Genomic DNA, 17575 nt, shown 5'->3' on the forward strand with positions numbered 1-17575 from the left:
AAACCCGGCAACGAAGAGATTGGCCGGCTGGTCGTAGAGGTCCAGCGGCGCACCGATCTGCTCGACCAGGCCGTCATGCAGCACGACGATCTTGTCGGCCATGGTCATCGCTTCGATCTGGTCATGCGTGACGTAGATGGTGGTGGTGCCCAGCCGCTGGTGCAGCGCCTTGATCTCGCCACGCATCTGGACGCGCAGCTTGGCGTCGAGATTGGACAGCGGCTCGTCGAACAGGAAGACCTGCGGGTCGCGCACGATGGCGCGGCCCATGGCGACGCGCTGGCGCTGACCGCCGGAGAGCTGACGCGGATAGCGCTCAAGCAGCTTTTCCAGCCCAAGGATATTGGCCGCATTCCTGACGCGACCGGCGGTATCGGCCGGATCGGCTTTCTTGATCTTCAGGGCAAAGCCCATATTGTCGGCCACCGTCATATGCGGATAAAGCGCATAGTTCTGGAACACCATGGCGATGTTCCGGTCCCGCGCCCGCAGGTTGTTGACCATACGTTCGCCGATCGCGATCTTCCCGCCCGAGATCGTTTCAAGTCCGGCAATCATGCGCAGCAGCGTCGACTTTCCGCATCCCGACGGCCCGACCAGGATGACGAACTCGCCGTCGGCAATATCGACGCTGACGTCGTGAATGATCTTGGTGGCTCCGAAAGCCTTCTGCACGTTGTTGATTGTTACCGATGCCATTGGATTTCTCCGGGAAAAGAGTGATGTCGAGCTAAATGCGGCTTCAGCCGCCTTTGACCGCGCCGGCGGTCAGCCCCGCGACGATCTGCTTTTGCGCGAACATGGTCAGGACCAGCACCGGCAGCGTCACCACCAGCGCCGCGGCGGCGAGCGGCCCCCAACTCACCTGCTCATAGGAGAGCATGTTGTAGACGGCGACCGGCAGCGTGCGCGTCTCGCGGCTGGCGAGCACCACGCCGAAGACGAAATTGTTCCACGAAAAGATGACGGACAGGATGAAGGCGACAACGATGCCCGGCTTGGCGATGGGCAGGGCGACCAGCCGGAACACCTGCCAGGAGCTGGCGCCGTCGATGTTGGCTGCCTCTTCCAGCTCCATCGGCGTGGTCTCGAAATAGCCGATCATCACCCAGACCACGATCGGCACCGTCACCACCAGGTGGATGATGATCTGCGGCCAGAGCGTACCGAGAATCCCGATCCACTGGAACAGCAAAAACAGCGGAATGAGATAGGACAGCCCAGGCGTCATGCGGGCGATCATGATGACGACCGCCGATTTTTCGGCCTTGAGCCGCGCTATGCCATAGCCGGCCGGTACGCCGATCAGCAGCGCCAGCAATGTCGCCGTGCCGGTCACCAGAACCGAGTTCCAGAGGTAGAGGAGGAAGTTGTTCTCTTCGAACACCTTCACATAGTTCGACCAGGCGAAACGTTCGGGAATCAGGATCGGCGGATAGGCGCCGTTGTCGATCTCGAATTTCAGTGAAAGCGAGATCATCCAGAGGAAGAACAGGATCGCCGGCGAGACGATGACCAGAGCCGCGAAGAACAGCCCGATCTGGTTGAGCAGACGTGAATTCATCTATTTGCCCTCCGCGTCGATCCACTGCGAGCGCTGGCGCAGCATCAGGAGGATGAAGGACAGCGCCACGATAACGATGAAGAACACCACGGCCATGGCCGAGCCATAGCCGATGTCGTAGTAGGAGAAGGCGGTGTTGTAGAGATAGATGTTGATGGTTTCCGACGCCGTGCCTGGCCCGCCCTGGGTCATTGCAAAGATGATGTCGAAGCTCTTCAGCGCATCGATGGTGCGGATGATCAACGCGATCATCAGAAACGGCGCGATCATCGGCAGAGTGAGGTAGCGGAACTGCTGCCAGGCATTGGCACCATCGATCTCGGCGCTCTCGAACGGCTCGCGTGGCACCGAAGCCAGCCCGCCCAGCACGATCAGCATCACCAGCGGCGTCCACTGCCAGGTCTCGACTGCAACCAGCGAAGGGATGACCGTTCTGGCGTTGAAGATCCATTCCTGCGCCGGGATGCCGACCAGCGATAGCAAGTAGTTGAGCACGCCGAGCTGGGGATGGAACATCATGGTCCAGACCAGTGCCACGGCAACGGGCGTTGCCATCATCGGCATCACGAAGACGCCGCGCAGCAGGCCACGCAGCGGAAACCTGGCGTCGAAGATCAGGGCGGCGACAGTGCCGAAGAACATCGGCGCTGCCACCGACAGTGAGGTGTAGGTCAACGTATGGACAAGGGATTCCCAGAATCGCGGGTCGCTGGCCAGACGGAGATAGTTTTCCATCCCGGCAAAGCTCCGCGACTGGCCAAGCGTCCAGCGGTTGACGCTCATCCACAGCGTGAAAGCCCAGGGAAAGACGATCACGGCGCCGACTACGACGAGCGCCGGAACGACGAACGGCCAGTAGTTGGGAGCCAGCCGGATCGTCTGGCTCCCTTCGATTGCCTGTTCAGTCGTCACCCCGGTGCGATCCGTCGTCACCCCGGTGCGATCGCTCGTCACCCCGGTGCGTTCTGGGGCAATGGCAGACATCAGCCCTGCTCGCTCCTGTCGAGAACCGGCTGGAACTGCGCGGTGGCCTTCTTCAACTCTTCGGCAGGATCAGCACCGGCAATCATGTTGGTCAACGCCACGCCATAGATGTCGCGGAACTCGGTGACCGGGATGATCACCGGCAGCGCCAGCCGGCTGATATTGCCGGAGCCGACCACGGCATCGAGCCAGCTCGCCGGCATGGTGACGCCTTCGCGCACCTTGGGGTCTTCCAGCACCGACTTGCGGAACGGCACGCCGGCACCGGCCTGAAGCAGGCGCGCGCCCATGGCCGGGGAAACCGCCCACTGACAGAACAGATAGGCGGCCTCCTTCTTTTCGCTGGAAGCGGTCACGCCGAGGCCGTCGCCAAACGTCCCGGAGGCATGTGCCTTGGGACCCTTGGGCATGACGCCATAGCCGACCTTGCCGACCACGCGCGACTTTTCGGGATTCTCCATCGGCGGAGCAAAACCCACGCCATCGAACCACATGCCGATCTTGCCTTGCAGGAAGGCGGACTGCGCTTCAGCCCAATTGAAGCCGGTGACGCCCGGAGGGGCGGATTTGGTCATCAGTCTCTGGTAGAGGGCAGCGGCCTCGATCGCCTCGGGCGTTTCAGTGCGCAGCTTTCCCTTGTCGTCGAGCGGCGTCATGTCGTAGCCGAGCATCAGCGACGTCCACACCGGCGTGTTGGCATTCTTGAGGCCGCGGGCGACGAAACCGAAAGTGTTAGTCGAGGGGTCGGTCAGCGCTTCGGCGGCGGTCACCAACTGGTCGAAGGTTTCGGGGTATTTTAGGCCCTTGGCCTCGAACAGCTCCTTGTTCCAGTAGACGATCCAGTAGTCCACTGAGAAGGGCAGCGAACGCAGCACGCCCTGGCTGTCCTTGGCAAACAGCATGCCGGCCTCGGCGAAATCGCCTTCGACCAGCCCTGGATCGGTAAGCGTCGGGTCGGCGAGGTAGCCGGCGATATCGGCCAGCCAGCCGCCCTTTTCGAACTGGCGTTTCTGCACGTGATAGCTCAGATGCACGACATCGAAGCTCGGCTTGCCGGAGCTCAGCTCGATCACCGTCTTCTGCCGCTGCTGTTGTTCCGGCGTCGCCTCGGCATTGACCTTGATGCCGGTCAGCTCCTCGAATTCGGCGATATATTTCAAGATGGTGTCGCTGCGCGGGCTTTTCACGAGATTGACATCGAGCGTCGTGCCGGCAAAGCGCTTCCAGTCGACGCTGGCGGAAAAGCTCGGGCGAAGGCCCGCCAGCCCCGCGGCGGCGAGCGCCGTGGTGCCTGCAAGGACCTGCCTTCTTGTTGGCTTGAACGGATTGGACGACATTTCTTCCTCCCTTGGGTTGCTGTCGTTGTGGATTGCGTCGCGGCAGCCGCGAACCATATGTCCTCAAATCTGGAGCGCCAACCGGCGCGCATTGTCGATATGCCGGCTGATCGCCTCTACCGCCCTTTGCGGGTCGCGGCTCTCGAGCGCTTCGATCACTGTCAGGTGCTCGTGCATCACCGGCACGACGCGCCCATCGATACGGAAACGCTCTTGATGGATCAGGCGGATCTTCACCGAATTGACCAGATACGCCTTGGCGATGATCTCGTTGCCCAGCGCATCGATGAAGGTGTCGTGCATCGCCCAATCGATGTTCTGGGCCTTGGCTTCCATTTCCGGCGTCGGCGGCTGCGACAACGCTTGAGCCAGCATCTCCTCATGTTCGCGCCGCAGGCGGGCGAGTTCGGTGTCGGCCGCGTTGACGGTGAACAGCGCCACCGCTTCGCGCTCCATGAACAGGCGAAACTGGAAGGCCTCGCGGATCAGATTGATGTCGATGTGGGCGATCTGCATGCCGCGCTGTGGGATGGTGGTCAAAAGTCCCTCGGCCTCGAGACGCGGCACGATCTCGCGGATGGCGCCGAGCGGCAGCCCGGTAAAGGCAACCAGCTCGCGCTGCGACACAAACTGTCCCGGCCTGAGGTCGCGAGCCAGCAAATGCCGCGTGAAGCTGGCATAGGCTTTTTCCCTGAGGGTGGCCGGTTCGCTGCTGTCGTCCATTTCAGCGGTTCTTCCTTGCCGGTCAGGCCGGCTCTGTCGCAAACAGCCTGTCATAAGCGGCGGCAAGCTGTTGCCGCCCCTGCGCAGCGATCGGCTCCAGCGGCGGACGGACCGCCAGCCAGCGCTCGTCGCCGGTCTTGCGCGCCACCATGACCTTCACCGCCGGGGTGACCGGATATTTGAGCAATTCGAGCACGAAGCTCTCGACGCGGACATCGTCGCGCCCATCCTCGGCCATGGCGCGGATCTCACCGGTGACGAAATTGGCCATGCCTGAGATGGCGCCCTGCCCGCCCTGGCGCACGCTTCTGGCCAAATGCCGCTCGTCGCCGATCAGGATCACAATGTCGCCATGGGCGCTTAGCAGCGCCTCGCTGTAGCTCCAGTCTCCACCCGAATCCTTGACACCAGCGATCACGCCGGGGAAGGCGGCACGCAGCCGACCGATCAGGGCAAGCGGGAGCGGCACCATGGTGACGGAGGGGATGTTGTAGAGGAGGACGCCGCGAGCCAGCGGGCCGAGCGCGGCGAAGACGGCGGAAAACCATCCGAACAGCCCGTCCTCGCCGACATTCTTGAAATAGCTCGGCGGCGCCAGCAGGATGTTGCGGACGCCGCCCTGCAAAGCGTGTCGCGCCTGTTCGGCGGCGTCTTCGGCCGCATCGACCAGTACGCCGGCGACGAGCTGATGCGCAGGAATGCCGGCGGCAAGCATGGCTTCGGTGACGATCCGCCGCTCTCCCGTGCCCAGCGAAGCGCCTTCGCCGGTGGTGCCGAAGAGCGTAGCGCTGCTGCAGCCGGCGCCAAGGCAAGCCCGGGCTTGCGCAACCATGGGAGAGATGGCGATTTGCCCGGACGCATCGAAAGGCGTGGTGAGGGCAACCGAAAGACCAAAGCGCGAAGCCACTGCTATTCTCTCCAGATGTCGATCTGCAAGCAGCCGTAGCACACTAACATGTTAGTTGTAAATTGCAGGGGACGCCTTTTTCGAAATGACGTCGACATCAAGCATTTTATGAGGCGGATTGCGCGAGCGCCGTCCTTCCGGCAACGCGATCCTACTGTCCCGTTGCGTCCGCGTAGATATCGAGAACACGGGTGACGCTGCCGATAAGAAGGTCGTGCGCGAGGGGCTTGACCTGGCCTTCTGCAACCTCGGCGTCGAGCTGCCCCAGATATTGGCTGATCAGAGGCCGGGGGATGTCCTTTTCGCCCAGCACATCCAATAGCTTCTGAGTGGCGCGCTGCGCCTCCGGCGTCGGCCAGTAATAGCGGATGCGGTCGCTGAACGAAAAATGCCGCTGGACGCGCTGCTCTTCCGGCGTGCCCGGATGATACTTCTGCCAATTGTCCGGCGACGCCAGCATGATGCGTTCCATCGCGGCAGGCAGGCTTTCGCGCGAAGGGTCAGGTGCGAGCACATCGGCGATGTGGCTGAGCCCGTACAGCGCTTCGCGAAGCGCGAAGGTCAGCCAGGGGCCGACCTTGAGGATGGCGAAGCCGTCGCGAACGAGAGCGTTAAGCGCTTCGGCCGGCTGGTAGTCGGTCGAATGCGCCTCGAAAACGAATTGCGGCATGCGGTCGAGCACCGCCACCAGTTCGGTCGCCTTGGCCGGCGCATAGGGCACGATTTCGGTGTTGCCGAACTCGACGCCGGGCTGGACGACGACGCCGATCGCTCGGGCAAAAGCGGCTTCGAGCCCGGCGCGGGAAAACGCCCGATGATGAATCTCAACGGTGCGCAAGGCATCGTCAGGCGCGGTCACATGCAGGTGGTCGAGCGCCTCCAGCGCACCGCCCGGCACCGGCACTTCGGTGCCGATGATATAGACGAGCTTTCCGCCGCCTGCCCGCTCGACTGCCGCCTCGGCGATTGCGGCAAGTTCGGCCGCACGTGCGGCGATGGTTTCATCGGCAAGCACGGCTGGATCGTCGGCGCAGGCCATGCTCGTATCCAGATGCATCTTGGTGAAGCCGGCGCTCGCAAAGGCATCGATCATCGCCCCCGCCTTGTTCATCGCGGTAGCTGCTGCCATGTGCTTCCACGGATTCGGCCCGAGATGATCGCCACCGAGGATCAGGCGATCGACGGAGAAGCCGACTTTCTGCGCACGCGCCTCGACAAAGCGGCGGAAGTCGGGCGGCGTCATCCCGGTGTAGCCGCCCTCGTGGTTCACCTGATTGCAGGTGGCCTCGATCAGCACGTCCGCGCGCCGCGCCGCGCCACGGCGCAAGGTGGCCTCGATCACCAGCGGATGCGCCGAGCAGACCGAGGTGATGCCACTTCTCTCACCTGCGGCGCGCCTAGCCGCAATGTTTGCAAACCTCTGCGTCGCGGCACTCATTGCGTGTTCTTCCCCGTGGCAATAAAGGCCTCGACCGCTTCAAGCGGGAAAATGCCCTCCATAGGGCCCTTGCGGGTGACGGCGAGCGCACCGCAGGCATTGGCGATCCGCAATGCGTCTGCGGGAGCTGCCCCGCGCAACCAAAACGAGACGAAGGCAGCACCGAAGCAGTCGCCGGCACCCGTCGGATCGACTTCGTCGACGGCAAAGCCGGGTGAGGTGACCGTGCCGTGGCGATCATGATAGGTGGCGCCTGCGGCGCCTTTCTTCAGGACGATGCAGGACAGGCCACGGGCCAGCAGTTCCTCGACTGCGCGCTTCTCGTCCTTCGCGGATGAAAACAGGAAAAGCTCCTCGCCGCTCGGCAGGAAGATGTCGGCTCGCGCCAGCACATGGTCGAGCGCTGTGCGCATGCCGGAAGCCTGCATGATCTCCCGGCGAATGTTCGGATCGAAGGACACGGTTCCACCGCTCGCCTTCACCGTCTCGATCGCCGACAAGGTCACCTCGATGGCGCGGTCGGAAAACAGCGACGAGCCCATGACATGGACGTGATCGGCACCGGCCAGCAGCTTTGTTGCCGCCGGATCGGTCTCGATCAGGCCGGACGCGCTGTTGCGGATGTTGAAGACGAAATGCCGGCTGGCGTCGGCCCGGTAGGTGACGAAGGCCGTACCCGTCGCCTGGCCCTTGTGAACCGCGATCGCCGACACGTCGGCGCCCAGTGCCCGCAGCCGCTCGATGTTCAGCCTGCCGAAATCGTCGTCGCCGACGGCGCCGATGAGACCGGCCGGCTGGCCGAGCGCCGCCGCCTGGCCGATGAAGATGGCGGGCGCTCCAGACGGGTAGGGCCCAAGCAGCGGACCAGGCTCGAGAAAGCTCTGGCCGATCCGCTCGGCCATGATCTCGACGAGGATCTCGCCGGCACTGACCAGCTTCTTCATCTCGCGGAATCCCTCCCGGCATTTCGCCCCGGTCTCGCTCGTTCGGATGAACGCGCGAGCACTTTCCGGGTGATACGAATTTCGAATTCGCCCACTGGAAGTGAATACGGCTTGTGCTTTTTCGCGTCAATTAATAAATTTACGCATGGAAACTGCTGGAATTGTCTGTAAAGTTTCGACTTGCGGTTGCACGCTGGCGCGCCGTATGTAGGAGCCGGGCTAGCGCTAAGCAACGGCGCGAGGGATTTGATGTCGATGACGCACAAGACGATGGAGGATTTCGCCCGCTCTTGCGGCGTCTCCAGGCCAACCCTGTCGAAATATTTTGATGATCCGACCAGTGTCAAGCCGGCGACACGGCAGCGGATCGAGGTTGCGCTGCGCGCGTCCGACTACCAGCCCAATCTTTTTGCGCGCAACCTGAACCGAAAGCGAACCCGCAGCATCGGCATCGTGGTGCCGACGGTCGCCGATCCATTCTATTCCGAGATGGTCAGCCGTATTGAACTCAGGCTGCGCGACGAAGGCTACTGGCCGATCGTGATCTCCTCGCACGGATCGCGCGAGCTCGAAGTGGAAGCAGCGCGAACCATTCTTTCGCTAAAAGTTTCCGGCGCGTTGATTGCGCCGCTTGGGCTGCGTTCGGACCACCGCACGCTGGAGAAGCTGACGCAGGCGATTCCGATCGTCTATTTCGATACCTATCTGGAGGGCGACACGCCATTCGTCGGCAACAACAACAGCCAGAGCGTCTCGACGATCGTCGATTATCTCTGTCGTTCCGGCGATGCCCCGGTTTATTTCGACATCCCGCATGTCAACCACAACTCGCCAGAACGGCTGAACAGCTATGTCGCCACCATGCAGCGGCTCGGCCATGAACCCGTCATCATCGGCAACACCGAAGATTATACGTGGGATTTCGAGCGGATCGGCTACGAGCAGATGGAAAAGATGCTCGGCAATGGTGGCCTGCCGGGAAAGACCATCCTGTGCGCCAACGACCGTCTCGCCTTTGGCGTGATGGCTGCCGCCTATTCGCAAGGCCGTAAAGTCGGTCGCAGAGGCGACTGCGACTTGCGGGTCGCGGCCCATGACGATCATCCGCTGAGCCGCTATACCTGTCCTGCCCTCACCACCATGGCGCAGGATTTCGCTTCCATGGCGGGACGCAGCGTCGAGACGCTGCTGGCCTTGCTGGACGAAGACGACGCGGCAGTTGCCCACAAAGTCAGTCTCGACGCGACGCTGGTCATGCGTCAGTCGGCCTGAGCGTTCCAAAGGCAGCATCGAAGCCGCGCCATGCGGCAACCGCTGCGCCGACCGCTTGCCTCGCCGCCGGGCCGTGGCGGCCCATCGAGACGAAGCCGTGTATCTGGCCGGGCCAGCGCCGCAGCACGACCGGCACGCCGTCATCTTCCAGACGCTTCGCATAAGCCTCGCCTTCGTCGGTGAGAATGTCATGACCGGCGATTGCGACAAAGGCCGGCGCCATGCCGGCAAGGCTTGCGGCCTTTAGCGGCGACACCCGCCAGTCGTCGATATCCCTGGCATCCCTGATATAATGATCGCGGAACCAGGCCATGGTCGCCGATGTCAGGCCATAGCCCTCGGCGAAGCGGCGGTAGCTGTCCGCTGCCTGCGAGGCGTCCGTGTTCGGATAGAACAGCAGTTGCGCAGTCGGCGAGTTCTTGTCGCCGCGCGCAAGCAGGCAAAGCACGGTGGCGAGATTGCCGCCGGCGCTGTCGCCGGCGACAGCGATTCTTCCTGCGTCGATGCCGAGATCGCCCGCGCCGTCCTGCATGAAGGAAAGTGCGGCGCGGCAATCTTCGATGGCCGCCGGAAACTTGTGTTCCGGCGCCAGCCGGTAGTCGGGAGAGACGACGACGCACGCCGCCATGTTGGCAAACCACCGGCAGATCTCGTCATGGGATTCGAGATTGCCGATCACCCAGCCACCACCATGCAGATAGAGCAGCGCCGGGGCAGCGGCCCCGACCGCGCCCTGTCCGCGATAGATCCTGAGCGTCAACGGGCCGCCGGACCCGGTGATGGTGCGCTCGGTCAGTGAGCCTACCGGCTCGCGCTCGCCCTGGAGTGCCGGAGGGTCCTGCTCATAGGCGCGGCGCGCCTCTTCGGGCGTGCCGGCCTCGAACGGCCGGGCGGCCGCCTGGCGGCCGAGGTCGAGCACATGCCGGGACTCCGGATCGAGCAAGGGCGAAAGCGATGTCGTCATCGTAGTCCCCTCCGATATCAGGCAAGCAGGCTGGCCGCCTCGTCCTCCTGGAGGAGCGGCGGCTGATCGACGGTTGCGTTGACGGCGACCGACTCGCGGCTCTCTCCCGATGCGAGGATCGCCTCCATGATCTCCAGCACGTGCAGCGCAAGATCGCCGGACGCCCGCGGCTTTCTTCCTGATATCAGCGCGCGCGAAAGGTCGGCGACGCCGAGCATGCGGTAGTTGGCGCGATCCGGCGCGGCATAGGGCCAATTGCGCGCGCCATAAAGCTCGCTCTCACTGGAAAAATCGGCCCAGTCGGCCCCACGCTCCGACAGCGAGACGGTGCCGCCGAACGTATCCGGATCGGGTAGCCTGAGCGAGCCTTCGGTCCCATGCAGCTCGATCGGATGGTTGGAGTGCCTGAAGACGTCCCAGGAGGCACCGAAGGTGACAGTGGCACCGGAATGGAACTCCAGCAGCGACAGGATGTTGGTCGGCGTGCCGACCTTGAAGCTGGTGTTCCTGTAGGGGCCCTCGGCGGTGATCAGCCGTTCTTCCTGGCCCCGCGTTGCCATCGCCATCACGCGGGCCACCGGCCCGAGCAAATTGACCAGCATCGTCAGGTAATAGGGCCCCATGTCAAAGACGGGTCCGCCGCCGGGCTGATAGTAGAATTGCGGATTGGGGTGCCAGTGCTCCATACCGCGGCCCATCATGAAGGCGGTGCCGGTCACAGCGCGGCCGATCGCGCCGTCGTCCATGAGGCGGCGCGCCTGCCGTCCGGCGGCGCCGAGGAAAGTATCGGGGGCCGAGCCGAGCAGCAGCCGGCGCTCCGCCGCCTCGGCGACAAGGCGGCGGCCGTCTCTAGCCGAGGTCGCCAGCGGCTTTTCGGTGAAGACGTGCTTTCCCGCCGAAAGCGCCGAAAACGAAATGTCGAAATGCGCCGCCGGAATGGTCAGGTTGAGGACGAGGTCGATCTCGGGATCGGCCAGAAGCGCGTCGACGCTGACCGCCCGAATGCCGTATTCGCTGGCGCGCAGGGCCGCTACGTCGGGCGATATATCGGCGCAGGCGCGCAGCTCCACCTCACCAAACAGAGCCGCATTGCGCAAATAGGTCATCGAGATGTTGCCGCACCCGACTACGCCGATGCCGAGCTTAGCTGCTGATTGGCCTCGCACTTTCTTCCACCTCCCAACGCCGCATATCCTGGCTGAATCATCGCACCAGCAACGGATCACATTCGAAAGCCGCTTTACAGCATTTTAAATGTTGACGCGCGTAAAATTTTTATGGCACATGCGCAAATGCTGACTGGGAGGCTGCCAGCGCAAGGAGGAGAAAATGACTGACATCAAAAAAGGGCCGGTCTCCGGCTCGAAGCCTGCGGCGCATGTGACGATCGCCGACCGCCGGCAGTTTCTCATTGGAAGCGCCGGCCTGCTGGGCGCGGCGACACTTGGCCTGGGCACTGGACTGGGCGTTCGCCGGGCGCGCGCGCAGTCGCGCGCCGAAATCAGCTTCGCCAGTGCCGCCTTCTTCGGCAAGGAAACTTTCGGCGACCTGATCAAAGCCTTCAACGAATCGCAGGACCGCGTTCTGGTCAAGAACATCGAGCTGCCACCGCCGAGCTCATCGACGGAGGTCTATCAGGGCCTTGTCCAGCAGCTCGCCCGGCGCACCGGAACGCCCGACGTCTTCAGCCAGGACGTGATCTGGATCGCAGGCTTTGCCGCCGCCGGCTGGGCGCTGCCGCTCGACGAGTATTTTCCGGCAGACAAGCGCAGCGCGTACTTCACCGGAACCCTCAACGCCTGCACCTATGACGGCAAGCTGACCGCCCTTCCCTGGTTCATGGATTCGGGCATGTTCTATTACCGCAAGGACGTGCTGGAAAAGCATGGCGGCAAGGTGCCGGAAAACTGGGCCGACATGGCGACCATCGCCGCCGCCGCGCAGAAGGCCGGCGATGTCGATTTCGGCTATCTCTGGCAAGGCAAGCAGGCCGAGGTTCTAGTCTGCGACGCCGTCGAGATCATCACCTCCAACAACGGCGCGATCCTGGCACCCGACGGCAAGTCGTCGCTGATCAACCAGAAGGCGGCGGTCGACGCGATCCAGTTCCTGCACGACACCATCAACGGGACCAAGATCAGCCCGCAGGACGTCCTGTCCTGGGACGAGGAGCCGTCGCGCCAGCCCTTCACCTCGGGCAAGGCGATGTTCATGCGCAACTGGTCCTACGTCTATCCGATCGCTCAGGACGCCAAGGCCTCCCAGGTGGTCGACAAGGTTGGCGTAGCACCATTGCCGGCCTTCCCCGGCGGCAAGAGATCGGCCTGTCTCGGCGGCTATCAGCTTGGCGTCAACGCCAACTCCAAGCAGCGCGAAGCCGCGATCGAGCTGCTCACCTGGCTGTCGTCGACCGAAACCCAACACCGCATCGCCTTGAACTTCGGCCTCGCGCCGACGCGCCCGGCGCTGTTCCAGGACGAGAAGATCAAGACCGAACAGCCGTTCATGGCGAGCCTCGAGAAGGTGTTCACCGGCGCCACCGCCCGGCCGATCACACCCGAATATGCGAAGGTGACGCTGGCCTTGCAGTCCGGCATCTCCAAGGCGTTGGTCTCGGGCAATGTCCAGGCCGAGATGGACGCGCTGGCGGCGCAAATCAACCAGATCGTCGGCTGAGCCTATGACCGCGGCGGCCACTGTTTCTGGCATTGGCCGGCCGCGGCTTGGCAAGGCGCTTCCGGGCGCCGTCTGGGCTTTGCTCCTGCTGACGCCGGCCTTCGTGTCGCTGGCGTCGGTTTCCTTCTACCCGATCGTCAACGGGCTTTATCTCTCGCTCACCAACACCTCGCTGATCACCCAGGAGAACGAGTTCTCGGGTTTTTCCAATTATGTGCAGCTATGGGGTGACGCCCAATTTTGGAATGCCTGGTGGCACACGATGTGGTTCACCACGGCCTCGACGATCCTGGAGACCGCCATCGGGCTCGGCATGGCGCTCATCCTGTGCGAGGCCTTCAAAGGACGCGGCCTGGTTCGCGCCGCCATGCTGGTTCCGTGGGCGATGCCCACCGTCGTCACTTCCAAGATGTTCAGTTGGCTGTTCGACGGCCAGAACGGCATCATCAACTACATCCTCTTGCACGCTGGGCTGATCGACCAGAACGTCAACTGGTACGGCTCACCCGACACGGCGATGACGACCATCATCATCGCCGATGTCTGGAAGACCACACCCTTCATGGCGCTACTGCTTTTGACCGGGCTGCAGACGGTGCCCAATTCACTGATCGAGGCGGCACGCATGGATGGCGCGAAAGGCTGGATCACCTTCTGGTACATCCGCCTGCCGCTGCTCATGCCGACATTGCTGATCGCCGGCCTGTTCCGCGCCCTCGACGCCTTTCGCGTCTTTGACCTCGTCTATGTGCTGACCGGCGGCGGCCCGGCCGATTCCACCGAGACGCTGTCGACGCTGTCCTACAAGGTGCTCTTCTCGACGCTGCAATTCGGCTACGGCTCGGCCGTTTCGACCGCCATGTTCGTCACCGAAGGCATCATCGCACTGGTATTCTGTCTCTATCTCATCAGGCTGATCAGGAGGGCGCAATGAAGGACAGGCGCTCACCCCTGCAGACCATTGCTATCTATCTCGGCGCCCTGCTGATCCTGGTCTGGTCCGGCGGCCCGTTCATCTGGCAATTCTCGACCTCGTTCCAGCTCGACAAGGCGCTGACCTCGGGCTCGCCATCGCTGATCCCAGACCCTTTCACGCTCGAGCACTATTACAACACCTTCGTCGAGAAGCAGCTGCACCGCTATGTCTGGAACTCGCTGGTGGTCTCGCTGGCGACGACTTTCCTGTGCCTCTTCGTCGGGTCGCTGGCCGCCTTCGCGCTGTCGCGCCTCAACGTCAAGGGCCGGTTCGGCATCCTGATGGTCATCCTTTCGGTGTCGATGTTTCCGCAGATCGCGCTGGTCGGGCCGCTCTATCTGGTGGCGACCAATCTCGGCCTTCTCGATACCTATACGGCGCTGATCATCACCTACCTGGCGCTCGGGCTGCCGCTCGTCACCTGGGTGCTGTTCGGCTATTTCGAAACGCTGCCGCGCGAGATCGACGAGGCGGCGCGCATGGATGGTGTCAGCATTCCCGGCCTGCTCTGGCACATCATCCTGCCGATGTCGCTGCCGAGCCTGGTGACCACCGGCCTGCTTGCCTTCATCACCGCCTGGAACGAGTTCCTGTTCGCGCTCGCCTTCACCTCCAACATCGATCGCCAGACGATCCCCGTCGGCATCGCCAACTTCACCAACCTCTATTATGTGCCTTGGGGCGACATCGCCGCAGCTTCGGCCGTCGTCACCGTTCCTTTGATCGTGCTGGTGCTGTTCTTCCAGCGGCACATCATCGAAGGGCTGACCCAAGGTGGCATCAAAGAGTGAGCGGCATCAAGGAATGAAAGGACGATCGTGAAAGACCTGAAAGTCGGCTGCCAGACCTTTACCTGGGAAATGCTCGGAGACCGTTTTACCGGTGGTCCCGACGATCTGCTTAAGGCGATCGCCGACGGCGGCTATGCCGGCATCGAGATCACCGACACGATGATCGGCCGCTATGCCGACAGGCCGGCGGAATTCGCCACGGCACTGGAGTCGGCCGGCCTCACCCTCGTTTCTTTCGCCTTCGGCTCGGAAAGCGGCTTCACGCTGAAGGAGAGCATCGGCGCTGACCTCGAGACCGCGCAACGCTGGATCGACTTTGCCGCAGCCTTTCCAGGCGCGCTGGTGTCGATGGGCTCGGCCACCGTCGTGTCAGACGGCCCGCGCGACGACAAATTCGCCATCGCGGCCGAGGTCTACAACAAGACCGGCGAACTCGGGCGCAGGGCCGGCGTCGATGTCGCCGTCCACCCCAGCTCCCACCACAACACGCTGCTTTTCGACCGTGCCGACTACGATCGGATCTTTGGGATGATCGATCCGTCGCTCGTCGGCTGGGTGCCCGACACCGGCCACATATTGCGCGGCCATGAAGACATGATCGACACGCTCACCACCTACCGGGACCGCATCCACTACGTCCACCTGAAGGACGTCGATGCCAGCGGCATATGGGCGATGCTCGGCAAGGGCGTTTGCGATACCGCGGCAGTGATCGACATCGCAAGTGCGGCACCGCGCTTCAACGGCTGGCTGGTGCTGGAAGAGGAATCCGAGACCGCCGCCGCCGATCCGGCCGCCGCGGTCAAGACCAACCGCCAGACCATGCGCGGTTACGGCGCGTGAGGACAAGATCATGATCCGGAAGCAAGACCGTCGCCTTCGTGTCGGCGTGCTCGGCTGCGGGCCGATCGCGCAATTCGCCCATCTCGAATCCTGCGTGAAGGCTGGCAATGCCGATCTCTATGCGATCTGCGATGCCGCCCCCGACCTGCTGGCGCGCATGGGCGCGACCTATGAGCCTGAGAAGATGTATGGCGACTACGACGAGATGCTTGCCGACCCGCAACTGGAGGCGGTGATCGTCGCGACCTCGGACACCTATCACGTGCCGATGTCGATCAAGGCGCTCGAGGCCAGCAAGCACGTGCTGTGCGAGAAGCCGATCGGTGTCTCGGTCGAGGAAGGCGAGATGCTTGCCGATGCGGTCAGGCGCTCCGGCAAGGTGCTGCAGGTCGGTCATATGAAGCGCTTCGATCCGGCGCTGGAAGCGGCGCGCGATTTCGTCCGCGACGAGATGGGCGAGATCCTGGCGTTGAAGGCCTGGTATTGCGATTCCACCCATCGCTACACCAACACCGACGCGGTCCAGCCGCTGCCCGTCACCAGCAAACTGGCGCGCAAGCCGGGCGGCAATCCGAAGGCCGATCTCAGGCAGTATTTCATGCTGGCGCACGGTTCACATCTGGTCGACACGGCGCGCTTCCTGTGCGGCGAGATCCTTGCTGTACGCGCGCGCCTCAATGAGCGTTTTGGCGCCTATTGCTGGTTCGTCGAGACAGAATTCGCCAATGGCGCGCTTGGCCATCTCGACCTCACCGTGGCCGTGCGCATGGACTGGCACGAGGGTTTTCAACTCTATGGCGAGAACGGCTCGGTAACCGCGAAGACCTTCAACCCCTGGTATTTTCGGGCGAGCGAGGTCGACATCTTCCACGAGAAGGACGCGACGTCGCGCAAGCCGCTTGGCGCCGATGGGCATTTCTTCAGGCGCCAGCTCGAAGGCCTCGCTGAGACAATCCTTGATTGCAAGCCGATGCGCGGCGCCAATGTCGAGGATGGCCTTGCCTCGATCCGGGCCATGGTGGCGATCGCCCGCTCGGTCGAGAGCGGCGAGCGGGTCGAGATCGCCAGCGTCACGGGAGCGGTCTGATGCAGGTCGGGGTGTTTGCCAAGACCTTCCCGGGCAGCGAACCGGTCGGCGTGCTGGCCGCAGTCCGCGACGCCGGATTTGCCGTCACCCAGTTCAACCTGGCCTGCGCCGGCCTGCCGTCGATGCCGGATGCGGTCCCTGACGATGCCATCAGCGCCATTGCGGCCGCGTCGAACGCTTGCGGCGTCGCCCTTGTGGCGCTCTCGGGCACCTACAACATGGCCCATCCGGACAGGACTGTGCGCGACGACGGCCTGCGCCGGCTTGGCGTGGTCATCAAGGCCGCGGCAGACCTTTCCGTTCCCTTGGTCACGCTGTGCACGGGAACGCGCAACGCCGACGATCACTGGGCGCACCACCCCGACAATGCCGATCCCTCGGCATGGGCCGACATGGCGAGCGAGATGGAGAAGGCGCTGCAACTCGCCGAGTGTCAGGGCATCGATCTCGGCATCGAACCCGAACAGGCCAACATAGTCACCTCGGCGTCGGATGCGATGCGCCTCATCGCCGAGATGGGCTCGAAACGGCTGCGCATCGTGCTCGATCCGGCGAACCTGTTCGAGCAGGCGAGCCCCGCCGACGCACGCGCCATCGTGGCCGCTGCGGTCGAGACCACGGCCGGCCATGTCGCCATGGCCCATGCCAAGGACCGTTTTGCCGACGGCCGCTTCGGCACCGCCGGGCAAGGTATAGTCAATTTTCCGGATTTTGTCGCCCGACTGGAAGTATCAGGCTTTGACGGGGCGCTGGTCACGCACGGCCTTTCGGTCGATGAAGCGCCTGAGGTTGCCCGCTTTCTGAGGGGGCTGGTCTGATGGCTCGCTCTGCCACGCTGCTTCGCGATGATGCCACGCTTCAAGTCTCCGACTATGGCGACGGGCTTGCGGTCGTCTTTCAGCACGGGCTGGGCGGTGGCGAGGCGCAGGTCGCCCAGGCTTTCCCTTCCGGGCTGGGGTTGCGGCGCATCACGCTGGAATGCCGCGGGCACGGCGCCTCCGGACTGGGCACCAGCCGTCCGTTTTCCCTGGAGATGTTCGCGGACGATGTTGTTGCCGCCGCCGATCAG

18 protein-coding genes are annotated in these 17575 nt (G+C 63.3%); 8 read left to right on the top strand and 10 right to left on the bottom strand.

Translation table 11 applies throughout. The features are described 5' to 3' along the window. The 8 genes from E5W87_RS23755 to E5W87_RS23790 all read right to left on the bottom strand — a co-directional run. Window positions 1-699 (bottom strand): ABC transporter ATP-binding protein (locus E5W87_RS23755; protein WP_292403026.1); only part of this gene is annotated, 699 nt, incomplete at its 3' end. Between the two features lie 43 nt (window positions 700-742). Continuing rightward, window positions 743-1564 carry a carbohydrate ABC transporter permease gene (locus E5W87_RS23760; protein ID WP_292403028.1) on the bottom strand — a complete coding sequence of 274 codons (822 nt, stop codon included), beginning with the start codon at window positions 1562-1564 and terminating at the stop codon, window positions 743-745. Next, entirely contained in the window at window positions 1565-2548 is a 984-nt protein-coding gene (locus tag E5W87_RS23765; protein WP_292403031.1) for a carbohydrate ABC transporter permease, read from the bottom strand. It lies immediately after the preceding gene. Further along, window positions 2548-3885: a sugar ABC transporter substrate-binding protein gene (locus tag E5W87_RS23770; protein WP_292403034.1), complete on the bottom strand. Its 1338-nt coding sequence runs from the start codon at window positions 3883-3885 to the stop codon at window positions 2548-2550. The genes E5W87_RS23765 and E5W87_RS23770 overlap by 1 nt, the downstream gene beginning before the upstream one ends. 63 nt (window positions 3886-3948) lie before the next feature. Beyond that, window positions 3949-4608, bottom strand: coding sequence for a GntR family transcriptional regulator (locus E5W87_RS23775; RefSeq protein ID WP_292403037.1), 660 nt, complete (start codon window positions 4606-4608; stop codon window positions 3949-3951). 22 nt (window positions 4609-4630) lie between these two features. Continuing rightward, entirely contained in the window at window positions 4631-5515 is an 885-nt protein-coding gene (locus tag E5W87_RS23780; RefSeq protein ID WP_292403040.1) for a dihydrodipicolinate synthase family protein, read from the bottom strand. A gap of 151 nt (window positions 5516-5666) precedes the next feature. After that, a complete protein-coding gene (locus E5W87_RS23785) occupies window positions 5667-6953 on the bottom strand; it encodes a D-tagatose-bisphosphate aldolase, class II, non-catalytic subunit (RefSeq protein ID WP_292403043.1) in 1287 nt (428 codons plus the stop codon). Next, window positions 6950-7897 (bottom strand): sugar kinase, encoded by a 948-nt coding sequence (locus E5W87_RS23790; RefSeq protein ID WP_292403046.1) that lies wholly within the window; start codon window positions 7895-7897, stop codon window positions 6950-6952. The genes E5W87_RS23785 and E5W87_RS23790 overlap by 4 nt, the downstream gene beginning before the upstream one ends. 246 nt (window positions 7898-8143) lie before the next feature. Between E5W87_RS23790 and E5W87_RS23795 the strand changes: the two genes are divergently transcribed. After that, window positions 8144-9169, top strand: a complete 1026-nt coding sequence (locus E5W87_RS23795) for a LacI family DNA-binding transcriptional regulator (RefSeq protein ID WP_292403049.1) — start codon at window positions 8144-8146, stop codon at window positions 9167-9169. On the opposite strand, the gene E5W87_RS23800 is transcribed toward E5W87_RS23795, so the two are convergent. Further along, entirely contained in the window at window positions 9150-10133 is a 984-nt protein-coding gene (locus tag E5W87_RS23800) for an alpha/beta hydrolase (RefSeq protein ID WP_292403051.1), read from the bottom strand. The genes E5W87_RS23795 and E5W87_RS23800 overlap by 20 nt on opposite strands. A 17-nt stretch (window positions 10134-10150) precedes the next feature. After that, on the bottom strand, window positions 10151-11299 hold the full coding sequence (locus E5W87_RS23805) for a Gfo/Idh/MocA family oxidoreductase (RefSeq protein WP_292403054.1): 1149 nt from the start codon (window positions 11297-11299) through the stop codon (window positions 10151-10153). Window positions 11300-11462: 163 nt separating this feature from the next. Between E5W87_RS23805 and E5W87_RS23810 the strand changes: the two genes are divergently transcribed. From E5W87_RS23810 to E5W87_RS23840, 7 genes are all read left to right on the top strand, one after another. Beyond that, window positions 11463-12809, top strand: a complete 1347-nt coding sequence (locus E5W87_RS23810; RefSeq protein ID WP_292403057.1) for an ABC transporter substrate-binding protein — start codon at window positions 11463-11465, stop codon at window positions 12807-12809. A gap of 4 nt (window positions 12810-12813) precedes the next feature. Further along, window positions 12814-13743, top strand: coding sequence for a carbohydrate ABC transporter permease (locus E5W87_RS23815; protein ID WP_292403060.1), 930 nt, complete (start codon window positions 12814-12816; stop codon window positions 13741-13743). Next, window positions 13740-14576 (top strand): carbohydrate ABC transporter permease, encoded by an 837-nt coding sequence (locus E5W87_RS23820; protein WP_292403063.1) that lies wholly within the window; start codon window positions 13740-13742, stop codon window positions 14574-14576. Before E5W87_RS23815 ends, E5W87_RS23820 begins: the two co-directional genes overlap by 4 nt. A gap of 69 nt (window positions 14577-14645) precedes the next feature. After that, window positions 14646-15419, top strand: coding sequence for a sugar phosphate isomerase/epimerase (locus tag E5W87_RS23825; protein ID WP_292403073.1), 774 nt, complete (start codon window positions 14646-14648; stop codon window positions 15417-15419). Window positions 15420-15429: 10 nt separating this feature from the next. Then, window positions 15430-16506: a Gfo/Idh/MocA family oxidoreductase gene (locus tag E5W87_RS23830; RefSeq protein WP_292403066.1), complete on the top strand. Its 1077-nt coding sequence runs from the start codon at window positions 15430-15432 to the stop codon at window positions 16504-16506. Next, window positions 16506-17324: a sugar phosphate isomerase/epimerase gene (locus E5W87_RS23835; RefSeq protein ID WP_292403069.1), complete on the top strand. Its 819-nt coding sequence runs from the start codon at window positions 16506-16508 to the stop codon at window positions 17322-17324. Before E5W87_RS23830 ends, E5W87_RS23835 begins: the two co-directional genes overlap by 1 nt. Next, a partial coding sequence (locus E5W87_RS23840) for an alpha/beta fold hydrolase (protein ID WP_367118866.1) occupies window positions 17324-17575 on the top strand: 252 nt, incomplete at its 3' end. The genes E5W87_RS23835 and E5W87_RS23840, both read left to right, overlap by 1 nt.

Origin of the sequence: Mesorhizobium sp. (genome assembly GCF_004962925.1) — a bacterium.
GTDB lineage: Bacteria > Pseudomonadota > Alphaproteobacteria > Rhizobiales > Rhizobiaceae > Mesorhizobium.

What these genes read in the sequence shown, in the direction of transcription:
- E5W87_RS23760 (WP_292403028.1), bottom strand. Translation starts at nt 1,564, where the DNA reads ATGAATTCACGTCTGCTCAACCAGATCGGGCTGTTCTTCGCGGCTCTG.
- E5W87_RS23765 (WP_292403031.1), bottom strand. Translation starts at nt 2,548, where the DNA reads ATGTCTGCCATTGCCCCAGAACGCACCGGGGTGACGAGCGATCGCACC.
- E5W87_RS23770 (WP_292403034.1), bottom strand. Translation starts at nt 3,885, where the DNA reads ATGTCGTCCAATCCGTTCAAGCCAACAAGAAGGCAGGTCCTTGCAGGC.
- E5W87_RS23775 (WP_292403037.1), bottom strand. Translation starts at nt 4,608, where the DNA reads ATGGACGACAGCAGCGAACCGGCCACCCTCAGGGAAAAAGCCTATGCC.
- E5W87_RS23785 (WP_292403043.1), bottom strand. Translation starts at nt 6,953, where the DNA reads ATGAGTGCCGCGACGCAGAGGTTTGCAAACATTGCGGCTAGGCGCGCC.
- E5W87_RS23790 (WP_292403046.1), bottom strand. Translation starts at nt 7,897, where the DNA reads ATGAAGAAGCTGGTCAGTGCCGGCGAGATCCTCGTCGAGATCATGGCC.
- E5W87_RS23800 (WP_292403051.1), bottom strand. Translation starts at nt 10,133, where the DNA reads ATGACGACATCGCTTTCGCCCTTGCTCGATCCGGAGTCCCGGCATGTG.
- E5W87_RS23810 (WP_292403057.1), top strand. Translation starts at nt 11,463, where the DNA reads ATGACTGACATCAAAAAAGGGCCGGTCTCCGGCTCGAAGCCTGCGGCG.
- E5W87_RS23815 (WP_292403060.1), top strand. Translation starts at nt 12,814, where the DNA reads ATGACCGCGGCGGCCACTGTTTCTGGCATTGGCCGGCCGCGGCTTGGC.
- E5W87_RS23820 (WP_292403063.1), top strand. Translation starts at nt 13,740, where the DNA reads ATGAAGGACAGGCGCTCACCCCTGCAGACCATTGCTATCTATCTCGGC.
- E5W87_RS23825 (WP_292403073.1), top strand. Translation starts at nt 14,646, where the DNA reads ATGCTCGGAGACCGTTTTACCGGTGGTCCCGACGATCTGCTTAAGGCG.
- E5W87_RS23830 (WP_292403066.1), top strand. Translation starts at nt 15,430, where the DNA reads ATGATCCGGAAGCAAGACCGTCGCCTTCGTGTCGGCGTGCTCGGCTGC.
- E5W87_RS23835 (WP_292403069.1), top strand. Translation starts at nt 16,506, where the DNA reads ATGCAGGTCGGGGTGTTTGCCAAGACCTTCCCGGGCAGCGAACCGGTC.